Origin of the sequence: Dickeya lacustris, assembly GCF_029635795.1 — a bacterium.
GTDB lineage: Bacteria > Pseudomonadota > Gammaproteobacteria > Enterobacterales > Enterobacteriaceae > Dickeya > Dickeya lacustris.
Genome location: NZ_CP114280.1, coordinates 1,067,964 through 1,082,154 on the forward strand (window position 1 = coordinate 1,067,964; position 14,191 = coordinate 1,082,154).

At 48.2% G+C, this 14,191-nt stretch carries 16 protein-coding genes and 1 pseudogene; 3 read left to right on the plus strand and 14 right to left on the minus strand.

Translation table 11 applies throughout. The features are described 5' to 3' along the window. Window positions 1-92 precede the first annotated feature (92 nt). The 9 genes from flgJ to flgB all read right to left on the minus strand — a co-directional run bounded on the left by flgJ (window position 93) and on the right by flgB (window position 7,416). Window positions 93-1,049 (minus strand): flagellar assembly peptidoglycan hydrolase FlgJ, encoded by a 957-nt coding sequence (flgJ, locus tag O1Q98_RS04775; RefSeq protein WP_125260009.1) that lies wholly within the window; start codon window positions 1,047-1,049, stop codon window positions 93-95. Beyond that, window positions 1,049-2,158 (minus strand): flagellar basal body P-ring protein FlgI, encoded by a 1,110-nt coding sequence (locus O1Q98_RS04780; protein ID WP_125260054.1) that lies wholly within the window; start codon window positions 2,156-2,158, stop codon window positions 1,049-1,051. The genes flgJ and O1Q98_RS04780 overlap by 1 nt, the downstream gene beginning before the upstream one ends. A 16-nt stretch (window positions 2,159-2,174) precedes the next feature. Then, complete coding sequence (locus O1Q98_RS04785; protein WP_164513012.1) at window positions 2,175-2,891, minus strand: flagellar basal body L-ring protein FlgH; 717 nt, start codon at window positions 2,889-2,891, stop codon at window positions 2,175-2,177. Window positions 2,892-3,024: 133 nt separating this feature from the next. Next, window positions 3,025-3,807 (minus strand): flagellar basal-body rod protein FlgG, encoded by a 783-nt coding sequence (flgG, locus tag O1Q98_RS04790; protein WP_125260011.1) that lies wholly within the window; start codon window positions 3,805-3,807, stop codon window positions 3,025-3,027. A gap of 26 nt (window positions 3,808-3,833) precedes the next feature. Continuing rightward, the gene (locus tag O1Q98_RS04795) at window positions 3,834-4,589 is read right to left on the minus strand and encodes a flagellar basal body rod protein FlgF (RefSeq protein WP_125260012.1); all 756 of its coding nucleotides are present in this window, start codon (window positions 4,587-4,589) and stop codon (window positions 3,834-3,836) included. A 21-nt stretch (window positions 4,590-4,610) separates the two neighbouring features. Further along, window positions 4,611-5,810 (minus strand): flagellar hook protein FlgE, encoded by a 1,200-nt coding sequence (gene flgE, locus O1Q98_RS04800; protein ID WP_125260013.1) that lies wholly within the window; start codon window positions 5,808-5,810, stop codon window positions 4,611-4,613. A 67-nt stretch (window positions 5,811-5,877) separates the two neighbouring features. Beyond that, complete coding sequence (gene flgD, locus O1Q98_RS04805; protein ID WP_125260014.1) at window positions 5,878-6,546, minus strand: flagellar hook assembly protein FlgD; 669 nt, start codon at window positions 6,544-6,546, stop codon at window positions 5,878-5,880. Window positions 6,547-6,558: 12 nt separating this feature from the next. After that, window positions 6,559-6,963, minus strand: a complete 405-nt coding sequence (flgC, locus tag O1Q98_RS04810; protein WP_125260015.1) for a flagellar basal body rod protein FlgC — start codon at window positions 6,961-6,963, stop codon at window positions 6,559-6,561. Between the two features lie 33 nt (window positions 6,964-6,996). Beyond that, complete coding sequence (flgB, locus tag O1Q98_RS04815; RefSeq protein ID WP_125260016.1) at window positions 6,997-7,416, minus strand: flagellar basal body rod protein FlgB; 420 nt, start codon at window positions 7,414-7,416, stop codon at window positions 6,997-6,999. 165 nt (window positions 7,417-7,581) lie between these two features. On the opposite strand from flgB, the pseudogene flgA reads away from it, so the two are divergent. From flgA to O1Q98_RS04830, 3 genes and pseudogenes are all read left to right on the plus strand, one after another. Then, window positions 7,582-8,251 (plus strand): annotated as a pseudogene (gene flgA / locus O1Q98_RS04820) (flagellar basal body P-ring formation chaperone FlgA). 145 nt (window positions 8,252-8,396) lie between these two features. Continuing rightward, entirely contained in the window at window positions 8,397-8,696 is a 300-nt protein-coding gene (gene flgM, locus O1Q98_RS04825) for a flagellar biosynthesis anti-sigma factor FlgM (protein ID WP_125260018.1), read from the plus strand. Between the two features lie 4 nt (window positions 8,697-8,700). Continuing rightward, on the plus strand, window positions 8,701-9,138 hold the full coding sequence (locus tag O1Q98_RS04830) for a flagella synthesis protein FlgN (RefSeq protein ID WP_125260019.1): 438 nt from the start codon (window positions 8,701-8,703) through the stop codon (window positions 9,136-9,138). Between the two features lie 94 nt (window positions 9,139-9,232). Here the strand turns inward: O1Q98_RS04830 and O1Q98_RS04835 are convergent, their stop codons facing one another. From O1Q98_RS04835 to cheY, 5 genes are all read right to left on the minus strand, one after another. Further along, window positions 9,233-9,661, minus strand: a complete 429-nt coding sequence (locus O1Q98_RS04835; protein ID WP_125260020.1) for a flagellar protein FlhE — start codon at window positions 9,659-9,661, stop codon at window positions 9,233-9,235. After that, complete coding sequence (flhA, locus tag O1Q98_RS04840) at window positions 9,661-11,748, minus strand: flagellar biosynthesis protein FlhA (RefSeq protein ID WP_125260021.1); 2,088 nt, start codon at window positions 11,746-11,748, stop codon at window positions 9,661-9,663. The genes O1Q98_RS04835 and flhA overlap by 1 nt, the downstream gene beginning before the upstream one ends. After that, window positions 11,741-12,892, minus strand: coding sequence for a flagellar biosynthesis protein FlhB (gene flhB / locus O1Q98_RS04845; protein ID WP_125260022.1), 1,152 nt, complete (start codon window positions 12,890-12,892; stop codon window positions 11,741-11,743). The genes flhA and flhB overlap by 8 nt, the downstream gene beginning before the upstream one ends. A gap of 230 nt (window positions 12,893-13,122) precedes the next feature. After that, window positions 13,123-13,767 carry a protein phosphatase CheZ gene (cheZ, locus tag O1Q98_RS04850; protein ID WP_125260023.1) on the minus strand — a complete coding sequence of 215 codons (645 nt, stop codon included), beginning with the start codon at window positions 13,765-13,767 and terminating at the stop codon, window positions 13,123-13,125. A gap of 9 nt (window positions 13,768-13,776) precedes the next feature. Next, window positions 13,777-14,166, minus strand: a complete 390-nt coding sequence (gene cheY / locus O1Q98_RS04855; RefSeq protein WP_035343013.1) for a chemotaxis response regulator CheY — start codon at window positions 14,164-14,166, stop codon at window positions 13,777-13,779. Between the last annotated feature and the right edge of the window lie 25 nt (window positions 14,167-14,191).

The window sequence follows — 14,191 nt, forward strand, 5'->3', positions numbered from 1 at the left end:
AGACAAAACGCCTTTTACCGGGCACAACAATATCGTCGTTATTAAATTAGCTTGTATAGCTATCGGCAAGCAGGTAGAAAACTTGAGAGGTTTTAGAAAATTCCACTCAAATCACGCGTGTACGCCTGAACGGCTTTTTCTCCTGAATGCTTCATTTGTTGAATCATGCTCACCAGTTTCTTCGCATACCCGGGATCGGTCGCGTAGCCTGCCTGCTGCAATGCGACTGCCGCTTGTTCAGCGGAGTTCGCAGCAGAAACGGCTGCATAGCGTGGGTTCTGGGTGAGTAACCGTGCATAATCGTTTAATGCTTCCAGATAAGAACCATAAACACGGAATGCCGCTTTAACTTTCTTAGCTACGCCTTGCTCATACTCGGTCGTCGTGATTTCAGTCACCGGTCCATTCCATCCAGAGCCCGCTTTAATACCAAAAATATTATGACTTGGCCTGCCATCAGCCGTCGGTATTTCTCGCTGTCCCCAGCCTGACTCGAGGGCGGCTTGCGCCATAATCAGGTGATGAGGAATTCCACTTTGCTGGCTAACCAACATCGCAGGTGTCGAAAGGCGAGAAATGAACTCCGCGCTGCTGACAGGCATCGCAGTCGGCTTTTCTGGCAAAGTCGGCATAGCCTTACGCACCATTTGCTCCAGAGCAAATGCCGGCATCGTGCGGGCTAACTGACTGTCCGCCTTAAACGGAGCAACAGAAGCGGACTGGGCTTCGTTACCAGCAACTCCCTGACCGCCCATCTGTTTTTCAATCATTGCGGCCAAGCCCAACCCCTTGCCAGATGACATCTGTTGCGCCAGTTGTTGATCGTACATGGACGTCAACATCCGGGTCTGATCGCTGTTAAACAGACCATCCTGCGGTAAGGCATCACGCATACTTTTCATCATCATCTGCACGAAGACGCCCTCCATTTGCCTCGCCACCGCACGAATACCTTCTCGGTTTTGAGGCTGACTGGATACATCCCGTTTGAGTGCGCTAAGTGATTGCGTATCGTAAGCAGGACGATTAAACGTCTTCATGTCGCTCATTAGATAATTTCCAGTTTTGCTCTCAGGCAACCCGCGCTTTCCATTGCCTGCAAAATAGACATCAGATCCATGGGCGTCGCACCCAGTGCGTTCAGCGCTCTAACCACACTGTTAAGATTGGCACTGGAGTTCACACGCTGTAATGCTCCGCCTTCCTGACGCATGGAGATCTCCGTCTGAGGAGTGACGACTGTTTGTCCTCCCGCTAGCGGCGTATTGGGTTGGCTGACGACATTTTGCTGATTGATCGTGACGGATAAATTCCCTTGGGCCACCGCACAATTATCGAGTTGCACATTACGGTTCATGACCACCGACCCGGTGCGGGAGTTAATGATCACTTTGGCATCCAGTGTGCCAACGTTGACCTCGATATTTTGCATGTCAGCCAGAAAACGAACCTGTGAACTGTTGCCGGCAGGTACAACCACGCGAATAGTGCGAGAGTCCAACGGCGCGGCTGAACCGCCACGTCCAGAGCGGTTGATAGCATCACTGATGCTTTGCGCCATAGTGAAATCATCCTGATTGAGTTGCAGCATGATGGTGTTACCTGTACCAAAAGTGCTCGGCAACTCGCGTTCAATAATTGCGCCCCCAGTGATACGACCGCCGGCCAACTGATTAACCTGTACACTGCTACCGCCTGCTGAAGCGCCCGCTCCACCAATCAAAACGTTCCCCTGAGCAATAGCATAAACCTGGTTATCAACACCCTTTAAAGGCGTCATCAGCAAGGTACCACCACGCAAGCTCTTGGCGTTCCCCATCGATGAGACAACGATATCCACCGCCTGTCCCGCACGCGCAAATGGCGGTAACTTAGCAGTCACCATGACTGCAGCCACATTTTTCAATTGCATATTTGTGCCAGCAGGTACCGTGATGCCTAACTGAGATAACATGTTGTTCAGGCTTTGGGTAGTAAACGGCGTTTGTGTCGTCTGGTCGCCAGTCCCATCCAGCCCTACCACCAGCCCGTAACCTATAAGGGCGTTATCACGAACCCCCTGAATAGTCACCAAATCGCGGATACGTTCAGCGGATACTGGCATCACCACTACAGCCAGCAATGCAAAAAAGAGAGTAAAAAGCGAAGAGATCCGCATGATGTGCCTCATCAATTTAGAATGGTGAAACATTAAGGAAGAATCGCTGCAACCAACCCATGGTTTGAGCTTCATTAATGTAACCATTGCCTACATATTCCATACGTGCATCCGCCACCTGGGTTGACGGCACGGTATTGTTACCACTGATTGTTCTCGGGTTAACCACCCCAGAGAAACGGATAAATTCCGTTCCCTGATTAACAGCAATCTGCTTTTCGCCGACAACGTGTAAGTTGCCGTTGGTCAACACCTGACCTACGGTAACAGTTATCGTACCGGTAAAGGTGTTATTGGCATTAGCACCACCTTTCCCCGTGAAGTCATCTTTTCCTGTTGCATTGAACGCCGCACGATTATTCCCCAATGGGCCATCTAATAGTCTTGGCGTTGTCGTCATGCCAAACGATCCCGAAGCATCACGACTCGCATTGGCTGAGGAGTTCTTACTGGCACTGACGTTTTCCTGCAACACGATGGTAAGTGTATCACCCACATTACGTGGCCGACGGTCTTCAAACATGGGCTGATACCCATAATTCATTGCCTGACCTGTCTGAAAAATGGAACCGTTAGGAATAGCCTGTAAAGGCTGTGAAGGCTGCGCGGTTGTTGGCCCGGTTACAACCTTGTCATGAGGGACATAGGCGCAGCCGGATAGCGTTAACATCATCAGGTATGCCAGCAAACGTGGCCGACATGGCTGCAATACCGCAACCGACTTTGTATTCATCATCACTACGGATATCGCCTTACTTTCAATAATTTATCCAAAAATTGGAACAGGGTGGCTCTTCTATTTTACTGATATGCGGTGCAATACAGCGCATCAGAAAAGAACCACCCTGACAAACAGGCAAGCAATATTACAACTGAGTGAGTTTTTGCAACATCTGGTCCGTGGAGGAAATTGCTTTACTGTTTATTTCATATGCACGCTGAGTCTGAATCATCGAAACCAGCTCTTCTGCAACATTGACGTTCGATGTTTCAACATACTTCTGTAACACAGTGCCCGCACCATTCAGGCCTGGCGTACTCTGTGTTGCTGTACCTGAGCTGGCTGTTTCAGCATACAAGTTTTCACCCAGGTTTTGCAGCCCAGCTTCGTTGATAAACATGGCCAAATTCAACTGCCCGACCTGCACCGCTGCCGTCTGCCCTTGCTGCGTGACGGAAACTACGCCGTCGCGTCCTACCGTTATGTTAGTCGCGTTAGCAGGGATAGTAATCGCAGGCTGAACCTGGAAACCACTGGATGTTACCAACTGACCATTGGCATCCAATTGAAAGGAACCATCGCGTGTGTATGCCGTAGTGCCATCAGGCATCAATACCTGGAAAAAACCAGCGCCATTAATGGCTAAATCTTTCGCATTGCCGGTTTCTGTCATACTCCCTTGAGTATGAATACGTTCAGTCGCAACAGGCCGAGCACCCGTACCAAGCTGTAAACCTGATGGTAAGGTACTTTGCTCCGAAGACTGCGCCCCTGGCTGACGAATGGTCTGATACATTAAATCTTCAAACACAGCTCGCTGGCGTTTAAAACCATTAGTACTCACGTTCGCCAGGTTGTTGGATATGACATCCATATTGGTTTGTTGAGCATTCAGACCGGTTTTGGCAATCCATAAAGAACGGATCATCGAGTCACTCCTGTGCGCAAGGGCACTTAATTCATCGCAAGTATCTGGTTAGCACGTTGGGTATTATCATCAACATTGCTAATAACTTTCATCTGCATTTCAAAACGGCGCGCATTGGAAATCATTTCAACCATTGACTCAACCGTATTCACATTACTGCCTTCCAACACGCCGGGCATTACACGAATTGTGGCATCGTTCTGCAATACCGCCCCCCGCTGCTGCTGCGCGGAAGGCGAAACACGAAAGAAGCCATCATCACCCCGCGCAATCTCGCTTGACGTCGCTTTTACCAGTTTCAAGCGACCAATCTGTGTGACTGTGTTGGCTGCATCGCTGGGGTTAAGCGCATTGATTGTACCATCAGGGCCAATAGTCAGTTGAGTCTGAGGGGGTACATCAATAGGCCCACCGTCCCCCATCACAACGTTGCCTTTAATGGTCAACTGACCATTGGCATTGATCTCCATATTCCCATTACGGGTATAGGCCTCGTTGCCATCAGCTGTACGCACAGCCAGCCAGCCATCTTGTGATAGTGCGACATCCATTGAGCGCCCAGTGTAATCCATAGAGCCAGGGGTGGTATCTACCCCTGGCGTCGAGGAGAGCACAAGTGTACGCGTTTCATTCGTGCTTCCCTGGATAGGCACAGCACGCATCGCAGCCAACTGAGCACGAAAACCCGGCGTCGAGGCGTTAGCCATGTTATTTGATGTAATGGCCTGCTGCTCCAGCGTCTGACTCGCTGCGCCCATCGCTGTATAGATAGCGTGATCCATGCAATATCCCCGTTACAATAATTAACGCAAGTTAACCAAGGTGTTGAGAATCTGGTCTTGGGTTTTAATCGTTTGCGCGTTGGACTGGTAATTACGCTGGGCAACAATCATATTTACCAGCTCTTTACTCATATCAACGTTAGAACTTTCCGTGGCTTTACCGACCAGTTTACCCAGGTTCCCCGTGCCAGCCATTCCCACCACTGCCTGCCCTGAATTACTGGTTGCAGCCCAGACATTATCACCCTGGGGCGATAGACCTTCGGGGTTAGCAAAGCTCGCCAGTGCAATCTGCCCGAGCAACTGTGTTTTCGAGTTAGAATACGAGCCAATTACCGTACCATCATTACTGATGCTATAGCCGGTCAATTCGCCAGGGGCATAGCCATCCTGCGTCGGCGTTTTCGTACTGTTCGAACCACTGTTTTGCTGGACTGTACCGGTAAAAGCCAGCGTAAACGTACTGGCGGCAGAACCATTCAAGCTCGCCATCGAAATCGTTGCTGGCGTGGTTGTGGTCAACGCGCCACTACTGTTAAACGATAACGTCGTTGGCCCCTGGAAACCGGCACCTGTAATGCTGGTATCCTGTGCATAGACATCCCAGCTATTAGCTGCAGTTTTCACAAAATACAACGCGAAGTTATGCGCGTTACCTAAACTATCATAGGTAGTGATAGAACCTTTATAGTTTGAAGTATTGGTCGGATCCGTTGCATTCCAGGTTTTGGTACCATCGGATGAGTTTAAGTTCGCAATGATGGAAGCTGTCGTCGTTGACTTTGCCGACATCGTTGTTTCTGGGATGGTCAGCGCAACAGGACTGGCACCTTGCTGGATGGCAGGAGGCGTTCCGGTAGCCGGATAGCCTGTCAATTTTAACCCCTGTGAGTTAACAATGTTACGGCTGCTATCCAGGGTAAACTGACCATTACGGCTGTAAACTGCGCTACCGTTACTGTCTAACAAACGATAGAACCCGCTACCGTTAATGGCAACATCCAACGAGCGTGATGAGCTGTTAATAGAGCCATTAGTAAAATCCTGTAGCACGGAAGCAACCTTGGTCCCTAACCCCACATTAGAACCCGCGTACATATCCGCGAAAGAGATATTGCTAGCCTTAAAACCTACGGTGGCAGAGTTGGCAATATTGTTACCAATCACATCCAGATTATTTGAAGCGGCGTTTAACCCACTAACCGCCTGAGAAAAGCTCATAGTGCTCTCCTGAATACATTAATGAAGTGTTATTCACTATAAAAAGTGATGTGCTTATTCGTAACCACTACAGAATCTGGCGTACACTATCCAGCGTAGACTGGCCTTTCAGACCAAGATCTAACAATGCTCCGCTACTACTGTTTACCACGCCGTTGACGTAGGCGTAGTTCAGCCCCTGAACAGTCTTCTGTGTACCATTTGCTGTTGCCGATACAGAAATCGTATAGGAACCATCTGGAGCCGCGCTGCCATCAGAGGCTTTGCCATCCCATGAATAAGCGTGAACACCCGCGCTTAATGCTCCCAAATCTATACTGCGAACCACCTTGCCGGTGCTATCAGTAATACTGACCGCCACATTTTCAGCGGCACTCTCAAGTTCAACGCCAAACGGAGTGGTCGTCGAATTTCCCACTAAAACCGATGATCCGGGAACCAATACACCTCTACCAATCAAGGACGCAGCCTGAACAGATTGAGTGCTATTGATTTGAGTCGATATAGACCCCAACGTGGTATTTAATTTCTCAATACCGCTTACCGTATTTAACTGTGCCAACTGTGAAACCAGTTGGTTGTTATCCATCGGGTTAGTCGGGTCCTGATTTTTTAACTGCGCAACCAACAATGTCAAAAAACTATTCTGTAGGTCAGCACTGGAACTGCCACTTATGGATGATGATGAGGTGGTCGATGTACTTTGAACACCACTAACAGAAGAGGTGGTAGCCATGAATTCTCCCAATTACTGACCGACGGTTAATGTTTTGAGCATCATTGACTTGGTCGTATTTAATACTTCCACATTAGCCTGATAGCTTCGAGACGCTGAAATGGTATTAACCATTTCATTAACAGGATCCACATTAGGCATACGAACGTAACCTTTAGCATCGGCCAAAGGATTGCCCGGCTGAAAAACTAATTTTTCAGGTGAAGGATCGTCTACGACTTTAGCCACCTTCACGCCACCAGTAGCCTGGCCTGGCGCGGCATCGACTTCAAAAACAACTTGCTTTGCCCGATAAGGCTGACCGTCAGGCCCAGTCACGCTATCTGCGTTAGCCAAATTACTTGCACTAACGTTAAGGCGCTGAGACTGTGCTGATAGTGCAGAACCGGAAATATCAAAAATATTAAGTAACGACATGAGACATTAACCCTATATTCAACGCCAATACGGTCATGACGAACCAGACTGAAGCACTGACATCATCCCTTTGATTTGACCACCGATCAGCGTCAAACTACTCTGGTATTTGAGACTGTTATCCGCAAAATTCGTACGCTCGCGATCCATATCGACCGTATTACCATCAAGAGCGGGCTGCGTTGGAACGCGATAAAGTAAGTCGAGATCCGGTGCTTGTACATTTTGCGCAGGAATATGCCGAGTAGAAGTCAGCTTCAGGGAAACCGACTGATTTGATACGCGCCCCTGCTCCATCACTTTGCTTAACTCACTCGCAAAATCGATATCTCGAGCCTGATAGCCCGGAGTGTCAGCATTCGCTATATTGGCCGCTAAAATCTCTTGACGTTGAGCACGAAGATTTAGCGCCTCTTGTTGAAACCGTAAGGCGGCATCTAATTTGTCGAGCATGCTCCCTCCGCAATTTAAAATTTAGTGCTGGTAGCATAATTCTCATCCGGTAAAAATCATCGTTAGAATAGGCATAGAATGCAACGCTATTTATTGCCTTAACTGTAAGCAAGTACCGTTAAACTGGTAAGGTGAAATCAGTATGGGTGGGAGAATTTCAGGTTTATGCAGTTTATCAAAAAATACATATACTTATTGATACTGAGTACGCTATTCGCGCCCATGTCATCCAACGCAGTCGAGTTATCTGCTCAACTTTCTCGTTTTTTTTCTGAAAACTTCAAAAATACAGATAATACCGTTACGGTGGTTGTCAAATCGCCACAAGAACAATGGCCTACCTGCGACACCCCGCAGATATCCCTTCCAGGGAATAGCAGAATGTGGGGCAACCTCTCTGTTTCTGTTCGCTGTAACCAAGAGCGACGCTTTGTGCAGGTTGAAGTACAGGTTATCGGAAAATATATTGCCGCCGCACTCCCTGTGAGCCGAGGTAAAACGCTCACCGGCACTGATATTCGACTCATCCGTGGCCGCTTAGACCTGTTGCCGCCTAAGACGCTGATCGCCTTGTCTGAGGCTGAAGGTGCCGTGGCATTAAGAGATATCGTACCCGGTCAGCCCATCACTCAAGCTATGATTCGCAAATCTTGGGTTATTCAGGCAGGTCAAAATGTCCAAATTCTGGCGCAAGGGGACGGATTTAGTGCTCGCAGTGACGTGTAAAGCTATCAATAATGCTGCAGTTGGCCAAAATGCCAGGGCTCGTACAGCATCAGGGCAGGTTGTATCCGGTGTTGCAACAAGCGATGGAATGATCCTGATCTCACAATAATTTGCTAAAGTAATGGCAATAGGTGCCGATATGATGTACATCGACGCTGATGATACATGAATAGCTCAATACAGTTTTGGGTTATAAAGCAATCAATTAGAGTATCATCTTTTGCTTCAGCCTTTTATGATGCGAGTACATAGCTATGAGTATTGATCGGACACAGTCAATCAAACCCGTCAGCCAAGTCCAAAGCCGGGACAGCGGTGATGGAGTAAAAATCAAGCGTAAAGATGACATCGAGCAGCAAAGCGGTGTTACCGGTACTCAGGTGAAACTGAGTGATGCACAATCAAAACTGATGCAACCATCCTCTCAGGATATCGACATGCAACGCGTTGAAACCCTGAAACAGGCTATTCGTGACGGCTCGTTAAAGATGAATGTTGGTAAAATTGCTGACGCCATCATTAAGAATGCACAGGACTTAATCGCAGGCGACTAATTTTATGGAAAAACTTGTAAAGCTTCTGAACCAAATTCTGCTGGCCTTGCGTGATCTAGAGGCGGTTTTAGCGGATGAGCAGTTATTGCTTTGTGCTGGCAGAATTGATGGGACTGCACTACAAGTCGTCACCGATAAAAAAAATGCCTTACTTTCTTCTTTAGCCCAATTGGACAAAATTCGGCTTCAGGGCGAAAGAGTGCTGAGAGTCCAGTCACCTTATGAAGACAATACAGCCCTCGCAGAGGTGTGGCAGCAAGTTGCCGTTTTAGGCGAAAAGTTACGCGATAAAAACCGTCATAACGGTATGCTACTTAGCTATCATCTCGACCATAACGAAAAAGCACTGGCTCTACTGAAAGATAAACATGCTCAAACCGTTTATGGTGCAGACGGACAACCGCGTACCAGCAGTATCTCTGGACGAAGGATTAGCATCTAACCGACAGTCCCATCGAACCCACTGTTTAGTTGTATCTTTGTTGTATTTTCATGTCGTTTAGCCTTCTTATAAGTAAGAAGTACAGCTAAACACATCAGCGATAATTTACAGATATCTCACTCGTGAGCACCTCTACAGGCGTCGCCATTCTCCCACTTCCCGGGACAGAAAAGACCATCTGAAACGTACTGTTTGCAGGAATACCTTGTAGAGCATACGTTTGTCCACTGCCACTATCCAAGCGAGTACAGCGATTAGCTGCACAGAGCTGTACGTCGAGATCTATCGGTGCAGCCTGCGCCAATTGATATCGCCAATGGACAGACGTCACCGTGCCGTCGGCAGGCACTTGCAAGCTGGTTGGAGGCAAAAGAGCAGACGATGACAACTGCGCCCCTCTATAGCCAAAGGATGGACCAGTAACACTGGCACTCCATCCTCCTTGCTGCGCATACACATTACCGATAAGGAGGCCACATAGTGCGCCCCCAACACCTATCCACCGGATAGCTGAGATCTTCATCAAGACGACTCACCAATCATTGATGTCATTCTTATCTGGCGGCTATCCGTGATTTCAAGATTAGATAACACGGCAACCTGTGGCAGACTGCGACGAAGAAAGCGCGATAACAGCCCCCTCAATGCATGATTGACTAGCAAGACGGGAGGCGCCCCCAGAATTTCCTGGCGCTGCAACGCCTGCTGTGCCTGAGTGAGCAGTCGGTCACTCAATCCCGGTTCCAGCCCACCGCCGCCTTGCAAGGCCTGCAATAATAATCGCTCTAGTGCGCTATCAAGGCCGATAACCTGCAATTCTGTATCACCAGGAAACCATTGTTGAGTAATTGCGCGACCGAGAGCGATACGCACGGCGGTCGTCAATTCGTAAGGGTCATTTTGCACCGGAGCGTGCTCTGACAATGTTTCAATCACAGTGCGCATATCGCGGATAGAAACCTGTTCACTTAACAAATTCTGCAACACTTTATGCAACGTCGTTAATGTGACCACGCCCGGGATAAAGTCTTCTGTTAATTTAGGCATCTCTTGCGAAACACGATCCATCAGTTGCTGCGCTTCCTGACGACCAAATAGCTCGCTTGCATGCAGGCTCAGTAAATGGTTTAAGTGGGTTGCAACGACCGTACTGGCCTCAACAACAGTATACCCTTGGATCTGCGCCTGTTCTTTCAAAGACGTGTCTATCCAAACGGCTGGCAGCCCGAAAGCGGGATCTTTAGTCGCATCGCCAGCCAACGTACCAACCGCATTGCCGGGGTTAATCGCCATCCAGCGTCCAGGATGGGCCTCACCACTGCCAATCTCAACGCCTTTCATTAAGATACGATAGCTTGCAGGCTGTAAGTCCAGATTATCGCGAATATGCACAACAGGAGGCAGGAACCCCATTTCTTGGGCGAATTTTTTACGGATACTCCGTATACGCCCCAAAAGCTCGCCATTTTGCTGGAAATCCACCATGGGTATGAGTCGATATCCCACTTCCATGCCTAATGGGTCTTCTAATTGCACGTCTGACCAACTGGCTTCTACTATCGGTGGCGCTGTAGGTACAGCCGATGCGGTTTGTGCCGACTCAAATTCAGCTCGGCTCTCACCTTTTTTCATCCACCAGGCTAAACCCAATAAAATGCCGGTAAAAAGTAAAAAGACAAAGTTAGGCATACCTGGGACTAAACCAATCAATCCCAGGACTGCGGCACTGAGGATCATGACTCGAGGGTTATTGAACAGCTGTGTTACCATTTGCTGCCCGACATCCTGATTCGTGCCCACGCGCGTAACGATAACACCAGCGGCAGTAGAGATAACCAATGCGGGGATTTGGGCGACCAAACCATCACCGATGGTCAACAGCGTATAGTTTTCTACCGCCTGACCTAACACCATGTCATGTTGAACCACACCAACCAAAAGGCCGCCAATGACGTTAATCGCCATGATCATGAGGCCCGCTATCGCATCACCACGCACAAACTTACTGGCACCATCCATTGAGCCATAAAAGTCCGCTTCCTGAGTAACCTCAGAACGACGCTTTTTCGCTTCGTCCTCACCAATCAAGCCGGCGTTGAGATCAGCATCAATCGCCATTTGCTTGCCAGGCATGCCATCCAATGTAAAACGGGCACCAACTTCCGCAATACGACCGGCACCCTTGGTGATAACCATGAAGTTGATTAACACCAGGATGATGAACACCACGATACCAATTGCAAAATTACCGCCGACCAGAAAATGGCCAAAGGCTTCAACAACACGCCCTGCCGCCGCCGCACCAGTATGCCCTTCCATTAAAATAATACGGGTTGAGGCAACGTTGAGCGATAATCGTAATAATGTAGAGAACAGCAATATCGTCGGGAATGCGGCAAAATCCAGTGTACGCTGGGTGAACATTGCGACCAGCAGAACCATAATGGAAAGCGCAATATTAAAGGTAAACAGCAAATCCAGAATGAATGGCGGTAACGGCAAAACCATCATTGATAGGATAAGCAAGATCAAAATAGGCCCAGCGAGAGCCTGCCACTGTGAACCTTTCATATTGCCTGGTAGGCGAAGCCAAGAGGCCAAGTTAGCCATCGGTTGTTTTCTCTTTAGCAAAATCCAGTGCATCCGGCACAGGTAAGTTTTTAGGTTTACGCGGAATCAAGCCGCCTTCTCGTTTCCAACGTTTAAGTTGATAGACCCACGACAGTACCTCAGCAACGGCAGCATACAATCCGGTAGGAATTTGCTGCCCAATTTCTGTATGGCGATAAAGCGCGCGCGCTAACGGCGGTGCCTCAAGAATCGGGATACGATGCTCGGTACCCAATTCACGAATACGTAAAGCGATTAAATTCGTTCCTTTAGCCAGCACTTTCGGTGCCTGCATTTTTTTATCGTCATATTTTAACGCAACCGCATAATGCGTTGGGTTAGTAACGATAACATCTGCTTTCGGCACATCCGCCATCATCCGGCGTTGAGCGATAGCACGCTGCTGTTGCCTAATGCGCCCCTTGATATGAGGATCGCCCTCATGCTCTTTGTATTCATCACGAATTTCCTGCTTGCTCATGCGCAATCGTTTGATATGGCTCCATATCTGCCAAAATACGTCAAAAGCAACCATAGGAAAGAGGCCTAGGATAACCCAAAAGCAACAGAGCAACGCAATATTCAGCGCATCCTTTATGGCATTCGCCAGCGGTTCAGAAACAAGGTGCAGCATGTCGTTCCAACTGTGCCAAAGAAACCAACACGTTATGCACCCAACAATCACCGCTTTTAAAATCGCTTTAAATAATTCTGCAACCACATGCGTTGAAAACATGCGTTTTAGTCCAGATAACGGGTTCATTTTTCCGAAATCAAAACTGATGGATTTAGTGCTAAAAATAAGCCCGCCAAGCAGAATAGGAGCCGCTAATGCGACAACCACAAGGCCGAAAAGAAGAGGAATGAGCGCAAAAACAACCTGCTCAATGAGTGTTCCTATATGAGAAATAAATAAACGCTCATCGCTGATGAGGTTATGGTCAAATATCAGCCCTTTCGCCAACATTTCAGACAATTTTCTAGCCATGTTGGCACCAGTTCCCCACAAAATGGCCAACCCGGCAATCAACATGAAAAGCGATGTCAGTTCCCTCGATCGGGGGATCTGCCCCTCTTCGCGAGCTTTCTCCGTTCGTTGGGGTGTGGGAGCTTCTGTTTTCTCCAGATCACTATCATCTGCCACTGCAGCTGCTCCTGTTAATGCGGGTGCATACGGACACGAAAATTACACAGCGCTAGCATGACAAAATCTGGCTATCGTTATGGGTAGAAAAAAGAAGAAAATAAGCGGCTATTTATTTCATTACGCAGGTGAGATGCAGGAATTTACGATCGGGAACATCCCGATCGTAAAAATCCACATACTTTACGCCACGATGCCCATTCAACAGTGCAATGGGTGTCGAGGTTAAATCAGAAGCCCAAGCTATCCAGCAAATCGTCAACCTGGTCTTGGTTAGAGACAATACCTGTCGCTGTTTTATCAACCTGAGGGCCGTTTAGCAGGCCTTCGTTTGCACGACGAGCTTCTGATGGTTTTTCTGGAATATTTTCCAGCAATACCATCAACAATTGTTTTTCGATCTCCTGAACGACATCCATCATACGCTTGATGACTTGCCCAGTTAAATCCTGGAAATCCTGAGCCATCATGATTTCCAGCAACTGAGCATTGGTAAACGACGTATGATCGGGAACCGATTCAAGGTAGCTACGAGTATCCGTTACCAGTTCTCGTGCTTCAGCAAGCTCAATAGGATTTTCAAACCATTGATCCCAACGGCCTTTCAGGGATTTGGCTTCTTCTTCCATTTGATTCTGTCGAGGTTGCGCGGCCTCAACACAACTTAACGCACGCTCTGCCGCCTGAGCGGTCATCTGTACAACATAGTCAAGACGATCACGAGCATCTGGGATGGCTTCCGCCGCTTCCGCAATAGCATGATCTAAGCCAAGCTCTTTCAGGCTATCACGCAGCATACGCGTTAACTGCCCGATACGAGAAATAATCTCTGTGGCAGATGCATGATCATTAATGGGCATCGGATGTGGATTCATGGCATCTCCTTACATACCAAGCTTTTCGAAAATCTTACTCAGTTTTTCTTCAAGCGTCGCGGCAGTAAATGGTTTAACAACATAACCACTGGCACCAGCCTGTGCTGCAGCAATAATATTCTCTTTCTTTGCTTCAGCGGTTACCATCAGCACTGGGAGTTTGGAAAGCGCGCCATCGGCGCGAATAGCCTGCAACAGTTCCAGTCCGTCCATATTAGGCATGTTCCAGTCAGAAATGACGAAATCGAAACTGCCTGAACGAAGCTTGTTCAGAGCATCAGAGCCATCTTCCGCTTCTTCCACATTGTTGAAGCCCAGTTCTTTTAGTAGATTTCGGACAATGCGACGCATTGTCGAAAAATCATCCACTACTAAAAATCTGAGTTCTTTATCAGCCATACCTACTCCTAATATTATTGCTCAC

Bases quoted from the DNA above. Each gene is read 5' to 3' on its own strand.
- flgD (WP_125260014.1), bottom strand. From the start codon at position 6,546: ATGGCTACCACCTCTTCTGTTAGTGGTGTTCAAAGTACATCGACCACC.
- cheZ (WP_125260023.1), bottom strand. From the start codon at position 13,767: ATGAATCCACATCCGATGCCCATTAATGATCATGCATCTGCCACAGAG.
- flgG (WP_125260011.1), bottom strand. From the start codon at position 3,807: ATGATCCGTTCTTTATGGATTGCCAAAACCGGTCTGAATGCTCAACAA.
- flgJ (WP_125260009.1), bottom strand. From the start codon at position 1,049: ATGAGCGACATGAAGACGTTTAATCGTCCTGCTTACGATACGCAATCA.
- flgE (WP_125260013.1), bottom strand. From the start codon at position 5,810: ATGAGCTTTTCTCAGGCGGTTAGTGGGTTAAACGCCGCTTCAAATAAT.
- flgB (WP_125260016.1), bottom strand. From the start codon at position 7,416: ATGCTCGACAAATTAGATGCCGCCTTACGGTTTCAACAAGAGGCGCTA.
- flgC (WP_125260015.1), bottom strand. From the start codon at position 6,963: ATGTCGTTACTTAATATTTTTGATATTTCCGGTTCTGCACTATCAGCA.
- O1Q98_RS04830 (WP_125260019.1), top strand. From the start codon at position 8,701: ATGGAAAAACTTGTAAAGCTTCTGAACCAAATTCTGCTGGCCTTGCGT.
- O1Q98_RS04795 (WP_125260012.1), bottom strand. From the start codon at position 4,589: ATGGATCACGCTATCTATACAGCGATGGGCGCAGCGAGTCAGACGCTG.
- O1Q98_RS04835 (WP_125260020.1), bottom strand. From the start codon at position 9,661: ATGAAGATCTCAGCTATCCGGTGGATAGGTGTTGGGGGCGCACTATGT.
- O1Q98_RS04780 (WP_125260054.1), bottom strand. From the start codon at position 2,158: ATGCGGATCTCTTCGCTTTTTACTCTCTTTTTTGCATTGCTGGCTGTA.
- O1Q98_RS04785 (WP_164513012.1), bottom strand. From the start codon at position 2,891: ATGAATACAAAGTCGGTTGCGGTATTGCAGCCATGTCGGCCACGTTTG.
- cheY (WP_035343013.1), bottom strand. From the start codon at position 14,166: ATGGCTGATAAAGAACTCAGATTTTTAGTAGTGGATGATTTTTCGACA.
- flgM (WP_125260018.1), top strand. From the start codon at position 8,397: ATGAGTATTGATCGGACACAGTCAATCAAACCCGTCAGCCAAGTCCAA.
- flhA (WP_125260021.1), bottom strand. From the start codon at position 11,748: ATGGCTAACTTGGCCTCTTGGCTTCGCCTACCAGGCAATATGAAAGGT.